The sequence below is a fragment of the Pseudomonas sp. LjRoot277 genome, assembly GCF_964253845.1.
Lineage (GTDB): Bacteria > Pseudomonadota > Gammaproteobacteria > Pseudomonadales > Pseudomonadaceae > Aquipseudomonas.
Window position 1 is genome coordinate 2,526,949 of record NZ_CAXURI020000001.1, and the last position, 16,274, is coordinate 2,543,222.

20 protein-coding genes are annotated in these 16,274 nt (G+C 58.9%); 16 read left to right on the plus strand and 4 right to left on the minus strand.

Annotated features, from left to right (window positions below; all coding sequences use genetic code 11):
- Positions 1–96: 96 nt before the first annotated feature.
- From ACSQ87_RS11960 to ACSQ87_RS12000, 9 genes are all read left to right on the plus strand, one after another.
- Positions 97–1,245, plus strand: coding sequence for a muconate cycloisomerase family protein (locus tag ACSQ87_RS11960; RefSeq protein WP_223432199.1), 1,149 nt, complete (start codon positions 97–99; stop codon positions 1,243–1,245).
- A gap of 10 nt (positions 1,246–1,255) precedes the next feature.
- Positions 1,256–1,546: a muconolactone Delta-isomerase gene (catC, locus tag ACSQ87_RS11965; protein ID WP_046047438.1), complete on the plus strand. Its 291-nt coding sequence runs from the start codon at positions 1,256–1,258 to the stop codon at positions 1,544–1,546.
- Between the two features lie 55 nt (positions 1,547–1,601).
- Entirely contained in the window at positions 1,602–2,531 is a 930-nt protein-coding gene (gene catA / locus ACSQ87_RS11970) for a catechol 1,2-dioxygenase (RefSeq protein ID WP_223432200.1), read from the plus strand.
- A 115-nt stretch (positions 2,532–2,646) separates the two neighbouring features.
- Entirely contained in the window at positions 2,647–3,606 is a 960-nt protein-coding gene (locus tag ACSQ87_RS11975; RefSeq protein ID WP_317851624.1) for an AraC family transcriptional regulator, read from the plus strand.
- Between the two features lie 273 nt (positions 3,607–3,879).
- Positions 3,880–5,244, plus strand: coding sequence for a benzoate 1,2-dioxygenase large subunit (gene benA, locus ACSQ87_RS11980; RefSeq protein WP_095129741.1), 1,365 nt, complete (start codon positions 3,880–3,882; stop codon positions 5,242–5,244).
- Positions 5,241–5,729 (plus strand): benzoate 1,2-dioxygenase small subunit, encoded by a 489-nt coding sequence (benB, locus tag ACSQ87_RS11985; protein ID WP_095129739.1) that lies wholly within the window; start codon positions 5,241–5,243, stop codon positions 5,727–5,729. The genes benA and benB overlap by 4 nt, the downstream gene beginning before the upstream one ends.
- Before the next feature lie 10 nt (positions 5,730–5,739).
- Entirely contained in the window at positions 5,740–6,753 is a 1,014-nt protein-coding gene (gene benC / locus ACSQ87_RS11990) for a benzoate 1,2-dioxygenase electron transfer component BenC (protein ID WP_223432201.1), read from the plus strand.
- 213 nt (positions 6,754–6,966) lie between these two features.
- A complete protein-coding gene (locus tag ACSQ87_RS11995) occupies positions 6,967–7,740 on the plus strand; it encodes a 1,6-dihydroxycyclohexa-2,4-diene-1-carboxylate dehydrogenase (RefSeq protein WP_008154556.1) in 774 nt (257 codons plus the stop codon).
- Between the two features lie 42 nt (positions 7,741–7,782).
- Complete coding sequence (locus ACSQ87_RS12000; protein ID WP_223432202.1) at positions 7,783–8,481, plus strand: alpha/beta hydrolase; 699 nt, start codon at positions 7,783–7,785, stop codon at positions 8,479–8,481.
- Positions 8,482–8,487: 6 nt separating this feature from the next.
- On the opposite strand, the gene ACSQ87_RS12005 is transcribed toward ACSQ87_RS12000, so the two are convergent.
- Positions 8,488–8,850: an NUDIX hydrolase gene (locus ACSQ87_RS12005; protein ID WP_223432203.1), complete on the minus strand. Its 363-nt coding sequence runs from the start codon at positions 8,848–8,850 to the stop codon at positions 8,488–8,490.
- Positions 8,851–9,061: 211 nt separating this feature from the next.
- Between ACSQ87_RS12005 and ACSQ87_RS12010 the strand changes: the two genes are divergently transcribed.
- Positions 9,062–9,265, plus strand: a complete 204-nt coding sequence (locus tag ACSQ87_RS12010) for a hypothetical protein (RefSeq protein WP_056740478.1) — start codon at positions 9,062–9,064, stop codon at positions 9,263–9,265.
- A 57-nt stretch (positions 9,266–9,322) separates the two neighbouring features.
- On the opposite strand, the gene osmE is transcribed toward ACSQ87_RS12010, so the two are convergent.
- The gene (gene osmE, locus ACSQ87_RS12015) at positions 9,323–9,676 is read right to left on the minus strand and encodes an osmotically-inducible lipoprotein OsmE (RefSeq protein ID WP_223432204.1); all 354 of its coding nucleotides are present in this window, start codon (positions 9,674–9,676) and stop codon (positions 9,323–9,325) included.
- A gap of 13 nt (positions 9,677–9,689) precedes the next feature.
- Complete coding sequence (locus tag ACSQ87_RS12020; protein WP_223432205.1) at positions 9,690–9,929, minus strand: hypothetical protein; 240 nt, start codon at positions 9,927–9,929, stop codon at positions 9,690–9,692.
- 170 nt (positions 9,930–10,099) lie between these two features.
- Between ACSQ87_RS12020 and ACSQ87_RS12025 the strand changes: the two genes are divergently transcribed.
- Positions 10,100–10,318 (plus strand): hypothetical protein, encoded by a 219-nt coding sequence (locus ACSQ87_RS12025; RefSeq protein ID WP_223432206.1) that lies wholly within the window; start codon positions 10,100–10,102, stop codon positions 10,316–10,318.
- 70 nt (positions 10,319–10,388) lie between these two features.
- Complete coding sequence (locus tag ACSQ87_RS12030; protein ID WP_223432207.1) at positions 10,389–10,724, plus strand: hypothetical protein; 336 nt, start codon at positions 10,389–10,391, stop codon at positions 10,722–10,724.
- Between the two features lie 3 nt (positions 10,725–10,727).
- Here the strand turns inward: ACSQ87_RS12030 and ACSQ87_RS12035 are convergent, their stop codons facing one another.
- Complete coding sequence (locus tag ACSQ87_RS12035) at positions 10,728–11,297, minus strand: RrF2 family transcriptional regulator (protein WP_223432208.1); 570 nt, start codon at positions 11,295–11,297, stop codon at positions 10,728–10,730.
- A gap of 282 nt (positions 11,298–11,579) precedes the next feature.
- Between ACSQ87_RS12035 and ACSQ87_RS12040 the strand changes: the two genes are divergently transcribed.
- The 4 genes from ACSQ87_RS12040 (at position 11,580) to ACSQ87_RS12055 (ending at position 16,182) form a co-directional block, all read left to right on the plus strand.
- On the plus strand, positions 11,580–12,782 hold the full coding sequence (locus ACSQ87_RS12040; protein WP_223432209.1) for an NAD(P)/FAD-dependent oxidoreductase: 1,203 nt from the start codon (positions 11,580–11,582) through the stop codon (positions 12,780–12,782).
- 159 nt (positions 12,783–12,941) lie between these two features.
- Positions 12,942–14,231, plus strand: a complete 1,290-nt coding sequence (locus ACSQ87_RS12045; protein ID WP_223432210.1) for an NAD(P)/FAD-dependent oxidoreductase — start codon at positions 12,942–12,944, stop codon at positions 14,229–14,231.
- 25 nt (positions 14,232–14,256) lie between these two features.
- Positions 14,257–14,811, plus strand: coding sequence for a helix-turn-helix domain-containing protein (locus tag ACSQ87_RS12050; RefSeq protein WP_008154577.1), 555 nt, complete (start codon positions 14,257–14,259; stop codon positions 14,809–14,811).
- Between the two features lie 24 nt (positions 14,812–14,835).
- The gene (locus ACSQ87_RS12055; protein ID WP_223432211.1) at positions 14,836–16,182 is read left to right on the plus strand and encodes a glutamine synthetase family protein; all 1,347 of its coding nucleotides are present in this window, start codon (positions 14,836–14,838) and stop codon (positions 16,180–16,182) included.
- The last annotated feature ends 92 nt before the right edge of the window (positions 16,183–16,274 follow it).

The following is a 16,274-nucleotide window of genomic DNA, read 5'->3' on the forward strand; positions in this document are numbered from 1 at the left end:
TTAAAGGTATCAAGTCAGACCAATTCTATATTGGCTTCCCGAAAAAAGCCGTACCAGAATCGGTTCCAGAACTTTAAGAACCTGACGGGTATCGACATGCTTGCAACAGCCATTGAATCGATCGAGACGATCATCGTCGATCTGCCGACCATCCGCCCGCACAAGCTGGCGATGCACACCATGCAGAACCAGACCCTGGTGATCATTCGCGTGCGCTGCGCCGACGGCATTGAAGGTATTGGCGAATCCACCACTATCGGTGGCCTGGCCTACGGCAACGAAAGCCCTGACAGCATCAAGACCAACATCGACCGACACTTCGCGCCGCTGCTGCTGGGCCAGGACAGTGCCAACGTGAACGCCGCGATGTTGCGCCTGGAGCGCAGCATCCGTGGCAACACCTTCGCTAAATCAGGTATCGAAACCGCCTTGCTCGACGCTCAGGGCAAACGCCTTGGGCTGCCGGTCAGCGAACTGCTGGGCGGCCGCGTTCGCGATGCCCTGCCAGTGGCGTGGACCCTGGCCAGTGGCGACACCGACAAGGACATCGCCGAAGCGGAAAAAATGCTCGACCTGCGCCGCCATCGGATCTTCAAACTGAAAATCGGTGCTGGTGAGGTCAATCGCGACCTGGCCCACGTCATTGCGATCAAGAAAGCCCTGGGTGATCGTGCCAGCGTGCGGGTCGATGTCAATCAGGCCTGGGATGAAGCGGTCGCGCTGCGCGCCTGCCGGATCCTGGGAACCAACGGCATCGACCTGATCGAACAGCCGATCTCGCGCAACAACCGCGCCGGCATGGCGCGCCTGAATGCCATGAGCCCGGCGCCGATCATGGCCGACGAATCCATCGAGTGCGTGGAAGATGCCTTCAACCTGGCCCGTGAAGGCGCGGCCTCGGTGTTTGCCTTGAAGATCGCCAAGAACGGCGGCCCGCGCGCCGTACTGCGAACCGCTGCGATTGCCGAAGCGGCCGGTATCGGCCTGTATGGCGGCACCATGCTCGAAGGTGGCATCGGCACCCTGGCCTCGGCGCATGCCTTTGTCACGCTGAACAAGCTGGCGTGGGACACCGAGCTGTTCGGCCCATTGCTGCTGACTGAAGACATTCTCAGCGAACCGCTGGTCTATCGCGATTTTGAGTTGCACGTGCCGAAAACACCGGGGCTGGGCCTGAGCCTCGATGAAGAACGTCTGGCGTTCTTCCGTCGTGACAAAACGTCTACTGCCATTCATCAAGCCTGAGGAGAGCATTATGCTGTTCCACGTAAAAATGACCGTGAACCTGCCGGTCGATATGAATCCCGAAGCTGCCGCGAAGCTGAAGGCTGACGAAAAAGCCCTGGCCCAGCGCCTGCAAGAGCAAGGCAAGTGGCGTCACCTGTGGCGCATCGCCGGACACTATGCCAATTACAGCGTTTTCGACGTCGACAGCGTGCAGGAACTGCACGACCTGCTCATGCAATTGCCGCTGTTTCCGTACATGGCGATCGAGGTCGACGCGATGTGCCGGCATCCTTCTTCCATCCGCGAGGATGACCGCTGAACCCAGCCTGTTCAGTTCGCTACGCTAATAATTACAAGATGAGGAACCCACCAAAATGAACGTCAAGATTTCCCACACTGCCGAAGTCCAGAAATTTCTCGAAGAGGCCAGCGGTCTACTCAACGACGCGGGCGACCCGCGGGTCAAGGCCCTGGTTTACCGCATTCTGCGTGATTCGGTGAACATCATCGAAGACCTGGCCGTGACGCCGGAAGAGTTCTGGAAAGCCGTCAACTACCTCAACGTGCTGGGTGCGCGTCAAGAGGCCGGGTTGGTGGTGGCCGGGCTCGGTCTGGAGCATTACCTCGACCTGCTGATGGACGCCGAAGACGAGCAGGCCGGCAAGGCCGGCGGCACGCCGCGGACCATCGAAGGCCCGCTGTACGTGGCGGGTGCGCCGCTGTCGGAAGGCGAAGCGCGACTGGATGACGGCGTCGATCCGGGTGTGGTGCTGTTCATGCAGGGCCAGGTCAAGAACACCGCTGGCGAACCGTTGGCCAGCGCGGTGGTGGATGTCTGGCACGCCAACACCGGCGGCACTTACTCCTACTTCGATACCACCCAGTCGGAGTTCAACCTGCGTCGTCGTATCGTCACCGATGCCGAGGGTCGCTATCGCTTTCGCAGCATCGTGCCGTCGGGCTATGGCTGCCCGCCGGACGGTCCGACCCAGCAACTGCTCGATCAACTGGGTCGCCATGGGCAACGGCCGGCGCACATTCACTTCTTCATCTCCGCGCCGGATCATCGTCACCTGACCACCCAGATCAACCTCGATGGCGATCAGTACCTGCACGACGATTTCGCCTATGCCACTCGGGACGAGCTGATCGCCAAGATCACCTTCAGCGACGATCCGCAACGTGCGGCGGCCCATGGTGTGAGCGGTCGTTTTGCCGAAATCGACTTCGATTTCACCTTGCAGACCTCCGCGCAACCCGACGAGCAGCAACGCCACGAGCGGGTCCGCGCACTCGAGGACTGATATCCTCGAACAGCGGAACCGGGCCACGAGATAATTGACTGTTTATCTCGTGGTCTTCGGCGTTTCAACCCTGGAATGGCCCGACGCAACCTATAACAACAATGAGAGTGACCCGATGATGCAAGCGCAACTGTTGAGTCAGCGCAGCACCGTATTCGACCACGCCGACCCTTACGCGGTGTCGGGCTACGTCAATCAGCATGTCGGTAACCATTGCATTCTGATGCCCCGGGCCGGGCGACCGCTGGCCAGCCTCAATCACCGCAAGTTTGCCAGCCTCGACCTGTGCCGCATCAGCTATGGCGGCAGCGTACGGGTCACCTCCGGTGCGCTGGAAAGCATCTATCACCTGCAAGTGCTACTGCGCGGCAACTGCCTGTGGCGCGGCCACGGCCAGGAACACTACTTCGCCCCTGGCGAGTTGCTGCTGATCAATCCCGACGATCCGGTGGACCTGACATATTCCGACGATTGCGAAAAATTCATCCTCAAAGTCCCCACCCCGTTGCTGGAATCCGTGTGCGATGAGCAGCGCTGGCGCTATCCGGGGCAGGGCGTGCGGTTTCTGGAGAACCGTTATCAGCTCGATGAACTGGAAGGCTTTGTCGGGCTGCTGGCGATGATTTGCCAGGAGGCCGAGGCCACCGAGCAGATTCCCAAAGTGCAGGAGCACTACGCACAGATCATCGTCAGCAAGATGCTCAGCCTGATGAAGACCAATGTCAGCCGGATCAGTCTCGGCTCACAGACGGCCACATTCGAGGTGATTGCCGACTACATCGCGGGGCATCTCAAACAGGACATCGACAGCGAAGAACTGGCACGCCAGGCGCGGATGAGTCTGCGCTCGTTGTACGGATTGTTTGAACGCAACGCTGGCACCACGCCGAAAAACTACATCCGGCAAAAACGCCTTGAGCGCATCAACGCCTGTCTGAGCGACCCGACCTGCAACGTGCGCAACGTTACGGAAGTGGCGATGGATTACGGCTTCCTGCACCTGGGCCGGTTCTCCGACAACTACCGCAAACAGTTCGGCGAGTTGCCATCGGACACCCTCAAACGTCGTCACTGAAACACCGCAAAGCACCTGTAGCAGCTGTCGAGCCTGCGAGGCTGCGTTCGAGTGCGCAGCGCTCGCAAAATGGCCCGCACGGTATTTCAGGCAGACCGCATTGTTCCTTGGCGAGCGCTTCGCACTCGAACGCAGCCTCGCAGGCTCGGCAGCTGCTACAGGAAGTGGGCCGTTTGCAGTAAACGGATACAGGTCTGCACCCTGCGGATAGTCCGCCACTTCCCCCCGTCCTAGCATGGCCCTGCCTGAATAAAAACAATGGAGGCGGCGGCCATGACCCTGCGACCCGAATACCTTCACTCCCTGCTCGAAGATGACAAAGAACAGGGCATCTATCGCTGCAAGCGCGAGATGTTCACCGACCCGCGGCTGTTCGATCTCGAGATGCAGCACATCTTCGAAGGCAACTGGCTGTACCTGGCCCACGAAAGCCAGATCCCCAACAAAAACGACTTCTACACCACCACCATGGGGCGCCAGTCGATCTTCATCGCCCGCAACAAGGACGGTGAACTCAATGCGTTCCTCAACGCCTGCAGCCATCGCGGCGCGACGCTGTGCCGGCACAAGTCCGGCAACAAAAGTTCGTACACCTGCCCATTCCATGGCTGGACCTTCAACAACTCCGGCAAACTGCTCAAGGTCAAGGATCCGGCCGAAGCGGGCTACCCGGCGAGCTTCAACTGCGAAGGCTCCCACGACCTGACCAAAGTCGCGCGTTTCGAGTCGTATCGCGGCTTCCTGTTTGGCAGCCTCAAGGCTGATGTCGTGCCGCTGGTTGAACACCTGGGCGAGTCGGCGAAGATCATCGACATGATCGTCGACCAGTCCGCCGATGGCCTGGAAGTGTTGCGCGGTTCCTCCAGCTACATCTACGAAGGCAACTGGAAACTCACCGCCGAAAACGGCGCCGACGGCTATCACGTCAGCTCCGTGCACTGGAACTACGCCGCCACCCAGAACCAGCGCAAGCAGCGCGAGGCCGGCGATTGCAATCCGACCATGAGCGCCGGCAGTTGGGCCAAGCAGGGCGGCGGTTTCTATTCCTTCGACAAGGGCCACATGCTGCTCTGGACCCGTTGGTCCAACCCCGAAGACCGTCCGCTGTACGAGCGTCGCGATGAGCTGGCCCAGGATTTCGGCAAGGCTCGCGCCGACTGGATGATCGAGAACTCGCGCAACCTGTGCCTGTACCCGAACGTGTACCTGATGGACCAGTTCAGTTCGCAGATTCGAATCGCCCGACCGATCTCGGTCGACCGCACGGAAATCACCATTTACTGCATCGCCCCCAAAGGCGAAAGCGACCACGCCCGTTCGAGCCGGATTCGTCAGTACGAAGACTTCTTCAACGTTAGCGGCATGGCTACCCCGGATGATCTGGAAGAATTTCGTTCCTGCCAGACCAGTTATCAGGGCAGCGTGACTGCCTGGAACGACATGTCCCGTGGCGCCGAACACTGGATCGAAGGCGCCGATGACGCGGCCAAGGAAATCGACCTGCATCCGCTGCTCAGCGGCGTGCGCACCGAAGACGAAGGCCTGTTCGTACTGCAACACAAGTATTGGCAGCAGACCATGCTCAAGGCCCTGGCCGCCGAGCAGTCCGAACTGATTCCTGTGGAGGCCGTGCAATGACCATCACCTATGACACCGTGCGCGATTTTCTCTACCGCGAAGCGCGCTACCTCGATGACCGGCAATGGGACGAATGGCTGGAGCTGTACGCCCCGGACGCGACGTTCTGGATGCCGTCCTGGGACGACAACGACGAGTTGACTGAAGACCCGCAACGAGAAATCTCGCTGATCTGGTACGGCAACCGCACCGGCCTGGAAGACCGCGTTTTCCGCATCAAGACCGAGCGTTCCAGCGCCACCATGCCGGACACCCGCACCTCGCACAACATCAGCAACATCGAGCTGCTCGAACAGGCCGACGGGTTCTGCAAAGTGCGCTTCAACTGGCACACCCTGAGCTTTCGCTACAAGACCGTCGACAGCTATTTCGGCAGCAGTTTCTACACCCTCGATGTGCGCGGTGAAAACCCGCTGATCAAGGCCAAGAAAGTGATCCTGAAGAACGACTACGTTCGCCAGGTCATCGATGTCTACCACCTGTGAGGCAGCGGTCATGACTCATTCCATTGCATTCAATTTTGAAGACGGCGTCACCCGATTCATCGACGCCAATGTCGGCGAAACCGTGGCCGATGCCGCGTATCGCCAAGGCATCAATATTCCACTGGATTGCCGCGACGGCGCCTGCGGTACCTGCAAATGCTTCGCCGAGGCCGGCCGTTATGATTTGGGCGAGGAGTACATCGAAGACGCACTCAGCGCGGAAGAGGCCGAGCAAGGTTTCGTCCTGACCTGCCAGATGCGCGCCCAGAGCGATTGCGTGGTGCGCGTGCCGACCTCTTCCGAAGTGTGCCGCACCCGTCAGGCCAGTTACGACGCGACCATCAGCGCCGTGCGCCAGTTGTCCGACAGCACCATCGCGCTGTCGGTCAAGGGCGAAGCCCTGAGCAAACTGGCGTTCCTGCCGGGGCAATACGTGAACCTCGGGATTCCCGGCAGCGAGCAGACCCGAGCCTATTCGTTCAGCTCGTTGCAGCGCGACGGCGAAGTCAGTTTCCTGATCCGCAACGTGCCCGGCGGCTTGATGAGCAGCTTTCTCACCGGTATGGCCAAGGCGGGCGACAGCATGAGCCTGGCCGGGCCGTTGGGCAGTTTCTACTTGCGCGACATTCGCCGTCCGTTGTTGCTGCTGGCCGGTGGTACGGGGCTGGCGCCGTTCACGGCGATGCTGGAAAAAATCGCCGAGCAGGGCAGTGAGCATCCGCTGCATTTGATCTACGGCGTGACCAACGATTTCGATCTGGTGGAAATGGATCGACTCGAAGCCTTTGCCGCGCGAATCCCGAACTTCAGCTTCAGCGCCTGCGTCGCCAACCCCGACAGCCAGCATCCGCTCAAGGGCTACGTGACCCAACACATCGAGCCGCAGCATTTGAACGAAGGCGACGTCGATGTCTACCTGTGCGGCCCGCCGCCGATGGTCGAGGCCGTCAGCCAGTTCATCCGTGAAAAAGGCATCGCGCCGACAAACTTTTACTACGAGAAATTTGCCGCCAGCGCGGCGTAAGTATCAGCAACGACACCGTCTTTGTAGCAGCTGCCGAGCCTGCGAGGCTGCGTTCGGCTGCGAAGCAGTCGTGAAACTTGAGTGCACGGTCTTCCTGATGCACCGCATGCACTGATCTCACGACTGCTTCGCAGCCGAACGCAGCCTCGCAGGCTCGGCAGCTGCTACAGATAGCCGATTCCCTGCGAAATTGATCTTCGCCACGAGGTATGTATGAACAGATTCCACGAAAAAGTCGCGCTGATCACCGGCGCTGCCCAAGGCATCGGTCGGCGTGTTGCCGAACGCATGGCGGCGGAAGGGGCGCGGTTGATTCTGGTCGATCGCTCCGAGCTGGTGTTCGAGGTTCAGCAGCAATTGGGGCAGGGCAGCCAGGTGCTCGCGCTGACCGCCGATCTTGAGCAATACAGCGAATGCAGCCGCGTCATGCAAACCGCCGTCGAGCGTTTCGGGCGTCTGGATGTGCTGGTCAATAATGTGGGCGGGACGATCTGGACTAAGCCTTTTGAGCATTACGAAGCGTCGCAGATCGAGGCCGAAGTGCGCCGTTCGCTGTTCCCGACGCTGTGGTGCTGTCATGCCGCGCTGCCGTTCATGCTTGAGCAGGGGAGCGGTGCCATCGTCAACGTTTCGTCCATCGCCACGCGCAGTGTCAATCGCGTGCCGTACGGTGCAGCGAAGGGTGGGGTCAATGCGCTGACCGCTTGCCTGGCCTTCGAAACCGCCGGTCGCGGGATTCGGGTCAATGCCACCGCGCCCGGTGGCACCGAAGCGCCGCCGCGGGTCATTCCGCGCAACAGCGCCGATCAGAGCGAGCAAGAGAAGGTCTGGTATCAGCAGATTGTCGACCAGACGCTCGACAGCAGTTTGATGAAGCGCTATGGCACGCTGGATGAGCAGGCAAGCGCTATTCTGTTTCTGGCCAGCGACGAAGCGTCCTATATCACCGGCATGATCATGCCGGTCGGTGGCGGCGACCAGGGCTGACGCGACTCGCCAATAACCCCATCCTCAATCGGAGTCATCGTGATGAGCGACAAACCCACAATCGTGCTGGTCCATGGTTTTTGGGGCGGTGCTGCCCACTGGAACAAGGTCATCGCCGAGTTGATTCACAAGGGCATTACGAACATCCGCGCGGTGGAGATGCCGCTGACTTCATTGGCCGACGATGCAGAGCGCACGCGCAAGATGGTCGCCCAAGTGCCTGGGCCCGTGTTGCTGGTGGGGCATTCCTATGGCGGCGCGGTGATTACCGAGGCCGGCGATCAACCGAATGTGGTGGGGCTGGTGTACATCGCTGCCTTCGCGCCGGACGCCGGTGAAAGTCCCGGCGGCATCACGCAACGGCATCCACCCGCAGCGGCGGCCAACCTGGCTCCCGACAGCGACGGTTATCTGTGGGTCAAACCCGAGCTCTATCACGAAAGCTTCTGCCAGGACCTGCCCAAGACCGAAGGGTTGGTGATGGGCATCACCCAGAAAGCGCCGCTGGCCAGCACCTTCGGCGACACCATTACCACGGTGGCGTGGAAGAAGAAGCCGTCGTGGTATCAGGTTTCTATGGATGACAGGATGATCTCGCCAGACAATCAGCAATGGATGGCGGGGCGGCTGAACACCAGGGAGATCCTGACCCTGAATGCCAGCCATGCGTCCCTGGCGTCGATGCCGGTCGAGATTGCAGCGTTCATCGATAAGGCCGCGATGGCGTTGGCCGCGGGATAGAGAGCCTTACAGGCGACGCTGAAACGCTTTGATGATTTTGAGCGTGGCGTCGCTTGTGTTGAGGTTCTGGACCGCGTCCAGCGGATACCAGATGCAATCGAAAATTTCGTTTTGCGGGCGGGCCTCACCCGGGTTCGTCACAAAAGCCTCGTACACATGGTGTCGGGTGCTGGCCGTTTGCAACTCCATCAGGTACAGCATCCCGTCGACCCCAAGCCCTGTCTCTTCCTGAAGCTCTCGTGTGGCGGCGTCGGCAATGGCTTCACCACGCTCAACCTTTCCGCCGGGCAGCATCCAGCGACTCCTCGGCTTGCGCACCAGGAGAATGTGCCGGTCCTGCTCGCAAATGACCGTCGCGCGTACTTTCATGTATTACCTGATTACCGCTTGTCATTAATCAGTCATAAAAGTGCAATATTCGAGCCGAGGCGTCTGTCTCAAAGGTTGGAGTGATGGACGAGGTTGAAAGTGCAACCGGATGTCGGAATCCTGGCGCGACGTCTGGTTGGCACTTCATCGAAGGTCGGGTGTAAGGTATTCAAGTGAATCCAGGATCATCACTGCCGAAATGGAGGTGACTATGAGCGTTCCGATGCTGACCAAAATGCACATGAACGGTTATGACGTACTCAGCGTGAACAACGGCCCATGGCGGGTGTGCACCAAAGGTGACCGGCTTGGAGCCTTTGGCAGTAAAGAGGAAGCACTGGCCTTTGCCGCCGCTCTTCCCGGCTACAAGGCCAGAGCCAGTCGGCCTGCACGCAGCCAGAAGTCAGATAAATAGCGCACTTTCAGCCCCGGTTCGCCGGGGCTTTTCTTTGGCTGGCGCTGAGGTCTTGAGCTAATAACCACCACCACCGGTGCTGCGGGAAGGCTCTCGGGCTTTTTGCTGCGCGTTACTCCATTCCGCGCAGGTCATGAAACTTTTATGGTCGACCTTGCCCCTGCCATCGAAACTGACGTTGTACGTTTGCTGATGGCCGGCCTGCGTCAGCTTGTAGTCAAAGCAAGTGCCGGGCTCAACGGTGCGATCCGTTATGGATAAAGGCTGGCCGCCAATCTGCTGGACTTGATCCTTGCTCATGCCGGTCTCGACCTTTGCGACCAGCGGTTGATCGCGATAGACACGCGATTCGGTGCTGCAGCCACCTGACGCGGCCAGTACAACGACCAGCGCGCATAGAGGCTTGTGCATGGCAGTGCTCCTGCTATTGAGCTTTCGTTCGAGTGATAATCTTGGCTTTGACTTCCTCGGCATAACCCTTCAGTCGTTCTTCATCTCCCTGAAACAACTCACACAGCTTCAGGATTGCTTGCGCATCCACGTCATTGCCGGCCAGGCGTAGTTGCTCTGCGATGCGCAAAAGCTCTACCGCTGACCATCTTAAATCCGACGCAAGGCCTTGCAGGTCACGCCGAAGTTCGTTTTCAGATTCGTTAAGCCACATGATGACCTCCTGCCAATCTCCGCTACGAAATTTTAGTCCCATTTCCCAGGTCAGGGCGTTTTGTTCGTCTGGACCGTTGGTGCAGCCTTTTGTCGGGAAAATGAACGCGAACCCGCAGATCTGATGTCGTAGGAAAGTAGTGAACTTTTGCTAGGGCGAGGCAACTTCAAATGACGGCTACTGATGACTTTAGATTTCATGCCCATGAGCTGATCGTTGATCTGGACGCGGCCACCACGGAAATGATGAAACTGATTTCTGCCCATCAGATGAGCGGCCCGGAATGGGAGCGGGTCACTCAATGGCAGCATGAAGCGTATGAAAGATGGATGACTTATCTGAACGAGAGGTCGTATCCGGATCCCGGCGAGCACAGCGCCCCTTGCTGAGGTCAGTGCAAAGGATGGATGTCTGGACAGCGACACGCTACATTCCCCTTTTTCGGGATAAGGAAGCGTCATGCGCAAATTGATTGGGGGAGTAGGGTTGGCGTTGCTGGCGGGCTGTTCGTTACCCGCGTCCCTGGTGCCAGGTGAGCCCAATCTCAGCAAGTACAGCAACAAGGCGCCGAAAGACTATGCCGCGTGCGTGCTGCCGGCGTGGCAGCGGGAGATACCCAACACGAGCCAATCGGCGATTTCCAATGGCTACAGGGTCACTGCGCCAAGCATCATCACGGCCGACGAGATTGTGGATATCGTGAAATCGAAGGATGGCAGCCACGTATCGCTTTATCAGGGGCCGCCCTGGGCGAAATCCGGGGCGTTGCGTCAGGCCGTGCGTGATTGTCTGTAAGGTTTAGTCGGTGATATCGGTCACCTGGATGATCGGGTCGTCGCTTGCCTGAGTGCTCGCACTGATTTTCTTTTCCCGACGATCATTCATCCAGTTGTCCACCTGGGCATTGAATTGCGCTGGCGCTTTTCGTCCGACCTTCCTCGCGAGATCAAGAATGGTCTGCTGGGCGAGGGCGTCTTCCATGCGTTTCTGCGCGGTCATCATGGCGGCATGAACTGCGCAGGGACCTGCCAGCGCCCACGCCGGCGCGGAACCTTCGAACAAGGCGCAACGCCCACGAATCTCCCGGCAATCGAAGATGAGCTTCTGGCCGTCGATGGCATTGACGATATCCAGAATGCTGATTTCGTCAGAAGGCCGGGCCAGCTTGAACCCGCCGCGCACGCCTTCAGTGGCGACCACCAGTTTTGCCTTGGCCAGTTTGGTGAAGATTTTTGCCAGATAGTCCTGTGGTACGCCTTGCAGCTCAGCAAGGTCGCGCACGCTCGCCTCGCGGGTGTCGCCGCAATTGCCCACCAAAAAAATCAGGCAATGAATGCCGTACTCAACGCCTGCGCTGTAAAGAGACATGTCGATCTCCGACTAAAGTTGTCGTAAATGTTAACAGCGGAAAGCGAACCGAGCAACGCATCCGGTCGCGTATCCACTGCTCGTTGTGCGGCAGGAGTTGCTGTGTATAAGCCTTTTTGGACTAATCAAAACTTTCGATACTAACCATCAGTAATTTCGTTTTGTGCCAAGTAACTAGGATAAATATAGTCGCCGTTGTCCGGTCAGCAGTGGTAAGCAGTCGCTACCGAAGAGCGTGACCTTTAACGAACTCATCACTTGGTCTTCTCCCCGGAGTTAAAAATGAAACAGCACATCCTGGTTATCGGCGCAGGTTTCGGTGGCATGTGGACGGCTTTGAGCGCCACGCGTCTGTTCGACATTCATGGCCACAACGACGTTGAAGTGACCGTTCTGGCCCCTCAGGCCGAGCTGCGAGTCCGTCCGCGCTTCTACGAGCCGAATGCTCACCAACTGGCCGCACCGATCGGCGAACTGTTCGATGCGGTCGGCGTCCGTTTCATCAAGGGCTCTGCCGAGACCATCGATGTTGCGCAAAAACGTGTCGGCTACCTCGATGCATCCGGCAACCAGCAAGTGTGCAGCTACGACAAACTCGTTCTGGCAACTGGCAGCCGTCTGGCACTGCCGAACACGCCAGGTGTGGCGGAACACGCCTTCGACGTGGATCAGATCGAGCAGGCCGTACGCCTGGAAAATCACCTCAAGTCCTTGGTCAACCTGCCAGAAAGCAACGCCCGCAACACCGTAGTGGTGGCCGGCGGTGGCTTCACCGGGATCGAAACCGCGACTGAAATGCCTGCGCGTCTGCGTGCCATCCTGGGTGATCGTGCCGACATAGAAGTGATCATCGTTGATCGTGGCGAGAAAGTTGGCGGGTCCATGGGCGCCGAGATCGCCGAATCAATCGCTGAAGCCAGCATTGAAACGGGCGTGAAATGGCGCTTGAAATCGTCGGTCGTCGCCGTCGATGAAAATGGTGTGACCCTGGCCGATGGTCAGCGCATCGATGCCAAAACCGTCGTCTGGACCACCGGTGTGCGCGCCAGTTCGTTGACCGAGCAGATTCCGGCCGAACGCGATCACCTGGGTCGTCTGCACGTCGACGCTCATTTGAAAGTCATTGGCCAGGAAGACATCTTCGCCACCGGCGACGTGGCCTACGCCGCCAGCGATGACATTGGCAACTTCGCATTGATGACCTGTCAGCACGCCATCTCGCTGGGTCGTCATGCCGGTAACAACGTTGCCGCACAGATTCTGGGCGTGGACCCGACCCCGTACAGCCAGCCCAAATACGTGACCTGTCTGGATCTGGGGGCCTGGGGCGCGGTCTACACCGAGGGTTGGGACCGCCAGGTGAAGTTGGTCAAAGAGGAAGCCAAAGCGCTGAAAACCCAGATCAACACGATGTGGATCTACCCGCCCGCGGCTGACCGTGTCACTGCGCTGGCTTCAGCGGATCCGATGATTCCTGTCGCCTGAAACGTCGGCAGTGGTGCTTCGATAACGCTGCCTGCTTAGAAAAAATCCCGCCCGGGTTCCCTTGGGCGGGATTTTTTTTGCGTCTTGAGAGGTTGCGATCGTGAAATTTAACATGTACTTTTTCATGAAATTATAAGTATAAAAATTCACGAGGCCCGCATGTTTCAGCAATCTACCCAGCACGTCGCCAGCTATTACGCCCACACCTGCGCGGATCGCTTGGTGGATCGAGCTGTTCTTGAGGGCGAGCAGGACACCGAAGTGTTGATCATCGGGGCCGGCTTCAGTGGGTTGCATACTGCGTTGCGTCTGGCACTGGCCGGCAAGCGCGTGACGTTGCTGGAAGCCAGTCGGGTGGCCTGGGCCGCCTCCGGTCGAAATGGCGGTCAGGCCATTCTCGGTTGGTCGTGTGACATGCCGCCGTTGGAGGCGGCGCTGGGTTATGAGCGAGCGCGCCGGTTATGGGACAGCATGCGCTGGGCGGCACGGGAGTTGCGAGATTTGCCCGCGCGCCATGATTTTGATTGTGACTATCGGCCCGGCCACCTCTGGACGTCGGTGATGCCGCGTCGGGTGAGTCTGCTGACAGAATGGCAACACGAGGCCAGCCACAAGTGGGGCCACGATGGTTTGCAGTTCATTTCGCGCGAGGCGTTGCCTGATTGGGTCGCCAGTGAGCGCTACCAGGCGGGCCTGTTCGATCCTGAAGGCGGGCATTTGAATCCGCTGAAACTGGCGCTCGGCCTGGCCGCTGCGATTGAACAGTCCGGTGGACGCATTTATGAACAGAGCAAGGCGTTGAGTTATCGCGAAGATGGCGATCGTTACGTGGTCACCACTGAGCGCGGTCGCATTCGCGCTGACGTGCTGGTGCTGGCGTGCAATGCCTACCTCGATCGGCTTGATCCGAAGCTGTCGAGTTGCGTATTACCGGTTGGCACTTATCAGGTGGCCACCGCGCCACTTTCAGCGCAACAGGCGACCGCGCTGCTACCCGGCAATGTGTGCGTCACCGACAACCAGTTTGTCCTCGATTATTTCCGCCGTACACCGGACAACCGCCTGCTGTTCGGCGGTGGTTGCACCTATTTGGGCGGCATGCCGAAGGACATCGCCGCCGCCACGCGGCCCTATCTGGAGCGCGTGTTTCCCCAGCTCAAGGGCGTCGAACTGGACTTTGCCTGGGGAGGACACATCGATCTGACCCTCAAACGCACGCCTGATATCGGTCGACGTGGCGATCTCTACTGGCTACAGGGTTACTCCGGACATGGCGTGCTGCCGACATTGGCCGGGGCGCGTGCCGTGTCCGACGCGATACTTGGCCAGCCGGATGAGCTGGCGTTGTACCAGGGTTTGATCAACGGCAGTTTTCCCGGTGGAAAGTATTTGGCAGCGCCATTGGAAGCCATCGGCAAGGCCTGGTATCGGCTGCGCGACAGCCTTTGAAACATCAATTTCTGGAAGCCTTTAGATGGACATGCAAGAAGAAATCTCGGCGCTGGCGATCCTGATCCAGGACCTGCGCAAACACAAAAAGTACACGCTCAAAGAGCTGGCGGACAAAATCGGTCGTTCGGTCGGCTTTCTCTCGCAAGTCGAGCGGGGGTTGTCACGTCCCACGGTGGCGGACTTGACCGCCATCAGCGAAACCCTCGGCGTGCCGACCACCTATTTCTATAGCTTGCCCAAGCCCATGGCATTGCCTTGGGTGACCCGCCCGGATGAGCGACGCACGCTGTACTACGCCGACGGGATTACCGACATCCTCGTCTCTCCGAAGATGAGGGCGTCCTTTTCAATGCTTGAAAGCCAACTGGAGCCCGGCGCCAGCAGTGGTGATCGGCACATGAACGACAGCTCGGAGCAGGGTGGCTATGTCCTCGAGGGTGAACTGACGCTGTGGCTGGATGACGATAAGCCGGTGACATTGCGCACCGGCGACAGTTTTCAGCTGGCCAGTCATACGCATTGCCGCTACGGCAACCTCTCGGATCAGCTCGCCCGGGTGCTTTGGGTTTACACCTGATAAAAACAACAAGGAACACTAACGATGGATGCTGTCTGCTCTGATCTGGTTGCTGAGGTTCGCGCGTTTCGTCAGCGCTTCCCGCAGGTGCGTTACGTTGACCTGATTTCCCTGGACATCCCCGGGCATTTTTACGGTAAGCGCTACCCGATAGACATGCTCGAGAAAGTTGCCGCAGGCAGCGTGCTCAAGCTGCCACAAAACTGTGTGTTGCTGGGTACGCAGGGCGGTCTGTTCAAAATCGGCGACTACTGTTTCAACGACGGCGACCCGGATGCTCCACGCCGCCTGGTGCCCGGTACGCTCAAGCCGGTGAGTTGGGAAAAACAACTGCTGGGGCAGATGCTGATTACCTCCAGCGGTACTGAAAAGCCAATCGTCTTCGAGCCGCGCGAAGTGTTGGCGCAGGTGCTTGAGCGCCTTGGCCGAAAAGGGATTTTCCCCGTGGTCGCGTTCGAACTGGAGTTCTATCTGTTCGATCGCCAGCTACGTGACGGCTTGCCACAGTTCCCTCGCGATCAGCTGACGGACGATGCCGATGATCAGCCGAATATGCACATCGAACGGCTGTCGAGATTTTCACCGGTACTCGATGACATGGTCGAAACGGCGCGGGCGCAAGGCATCGATGCCACGGTGATCACTGCGGAGTTGGGCCCGGGCCAGTTCGAGATCAATTTCGGTCACCTTGACGACGGCCTGCGTGCGGCCGACTGGGCGGCCCTGTTCTGCCGCAGCACACGGGGGGTGGCCCTCAAGCACAACCACCGCGCCAGCTTCATGGCCAAACCCTACTTGCAGCACCCCGGTAGCGGCATGCATGTGCATGTGAGCCTTTACGACGAGGCGGGAACCAACTTGTTGGCGGCTAACGATCAGCAGGCACTGCGCCATGCAGTGGCCGGCTGCCTTGAAGTGTTGCCGCATTGCATGCCGATCTTTGCACCGAATCACAACGCAATGCGTCGCTTGAGCGGCACGGTGAATGTCGCGACGCGCGCCAGTTGGGGCTTTGAAGATCGTGACGCCTGCCTGCGGGTGCCTGAGTCGGACGCTAAGAATCTGCGCATCGAACATCGCCTGGCGGGCGCGGATGCCAATCCTTATCTCGTGTTGGCGGCGATTCTGGTAGGGCTGGAGCAAGGGCTGGAAGTGGGGCGTGAACCGATTGCACCCCTCAACGAAGATCGTGGCAGCGGAATCGACTTCCCGCTGGAGATGCTGGAGGCCGTGCGTTCGATGCAAAACAACGCGCAGCTGCGCGAGGGTTTGGGGGCGGAGTTTGTAGATGTCTACTGCGAAAACAAGCGCCAGGACCATTTGGCATTCCTGCAGGACATCAGTGCGCGGGAGTATCGCTGGTACCTCTAAATCGGTCCCTGTCGGTGTTCTGCCATAAAAAATGTGTGGATATTTAATGAGTTAGAAGATTTAGTAACTGGATAGTGAATAAAAACATATTG

Excerpts from the sequence above, each read along its gene's own strand:
- ACSQ87_RS11960 (WP_223432199.1), top strand. The coding sequence starts at position 97 with ATGCTTGCAACAGCCATTGAATCGATCGAGACGATCATCGTCGATCTG.
- catC (WP_046047438.1), top strand. The coding sequence starts at position 1,256 with ATGCTGTTCCACGTAAAAATGACCGTGAACCTGCCGGTCGATATGAAT.
- catA (WP_223432200.1), top strand. The coding sequence starts at position 1,602 with ATGAACGTCAAGATTTCCCACACTGCCGAAGTCCAGAAATTTCTCGAA.
- ACSQ87_RS11975 (WP_317851624.1), top strand. The coding sequence starts at position 2,647 with ATGATGCAAGCGCAACTGTTGAGTCAGCGCAGCACCGTATTCGACCAC.
- benA (WP_095129741.1), top strand. The coding sequence starts at position 3,880 with ATGACCCTGCGACCCGAATACCTTCACTCCCTGCTCGAAGATGACAAA.
- benB (WP_095129739.1), top strand. The coding sequence starts at position 5,241 with ATGACCATCACCTATGACACCGTGCGCGATTTTCTCTACCGCGAAGCG.
- benC (WP_223432201.1), top strand. The coding sequence starts at position 5,740 with ATGACTCATTCCATTGCATTCAATTTTGAAGACGGCGTCACCCGATTC.
- ACSQ87_RS11995 (WP_008154556.1), top strand. The coding sequence starts at position 6,967 with ATGAACAGATTCCACGAAAAAGTCGCGCTGATCACCGGCGCTGCCCAA.
- ACSQ87_RS12000 (WP_223432202.1), top strand. The coding sequence starts at position 7,783 with ATGAGCGACAAACCCACAATCGTGCTGGTCCATGGTTTTTGGGGCGGT.
- ACSQ87_RS12005 (WP_223432203.1), bottom strand. The coding sequence starts at position 8,850 with ATGAAAGTACGCGCGACGGTCATTTGCGAGCAGGACCGGCACATTCTC.
- ACSQ87_RS12010 (WP_056740478.1), top strand. The coding sequence starts at position 9,062 with ATGAGCGTTCCGATGCTGACCAAAATGCACATGAACGGTTATGACGTA.
- osmE (WP_223432204.1), bottom strand. The coding sequence starts at position 9,676 with ATGCACAAGCCTCTATGCGCGCTGGTCGTTGTACTGGCCGCGTCAGGT.
- ACSQ87_RS12020 (WP_223432205.1), bottom strand. The coding sequence starts at position 9,929 with ATGTGGCTTAACGAATCTGAAAACGAACTTCGGCGTGACCTGCAAGGC.
- ACSQ87_RS12025 (WP_223432206.1), top strand. The coding sequence starts at position 10,100 with ATGACGGCTACTGATGACTTTAGATTTCATGCCCATGAGCTGATCGTT.
- ACSQ87_RS12030 (WP_223432207.1), top strand. The coding sequence starts at position 10,389 with ATGCGCAAATTGATTGGGGGAGTAGGGTTGGCGTTGCTGGCGGGCTGT.
- ACSQ87_RS12035 (WP_223432208.1), bottom strand. The coding sequence starts at position 11,297 with ATGTCTCTTTACAGCGCAGGCGTTGAGTACGGCATTCATTGCCTGATT.
- ACSQ87_RS12040 (WP_223432209.1), top strand. The coding sequence starts at position 11,580 with ATGAAACAGCACATCCTGGTTATCGGCGCAGGTTTCGGTGGCATGTGG.
- ACSQ87_RS12045 (WP_223432210.1), top strand. The coding sequence starts at position 12,942 with ATGTTTCAGCAATCTACCCAGCACGTCGCCAGCTATTACGCCCACACC.
- ACSQ87_RS12050 (WP_008154577.1), top strand. The coding sequence starts at position 14,257 with ATGGACATGCAAGAAGAAATCTCGGCGCTGGCGATCCTGATCCAGGAC.
- ACSQ87_RS12055 (WP_223432211.1), top strand. The coding sequence starts at position 14,836 with ATGGATGCTGTCTGCTCTGATCTGGTTGCTGAGGTTCGCGCGTTTCGT.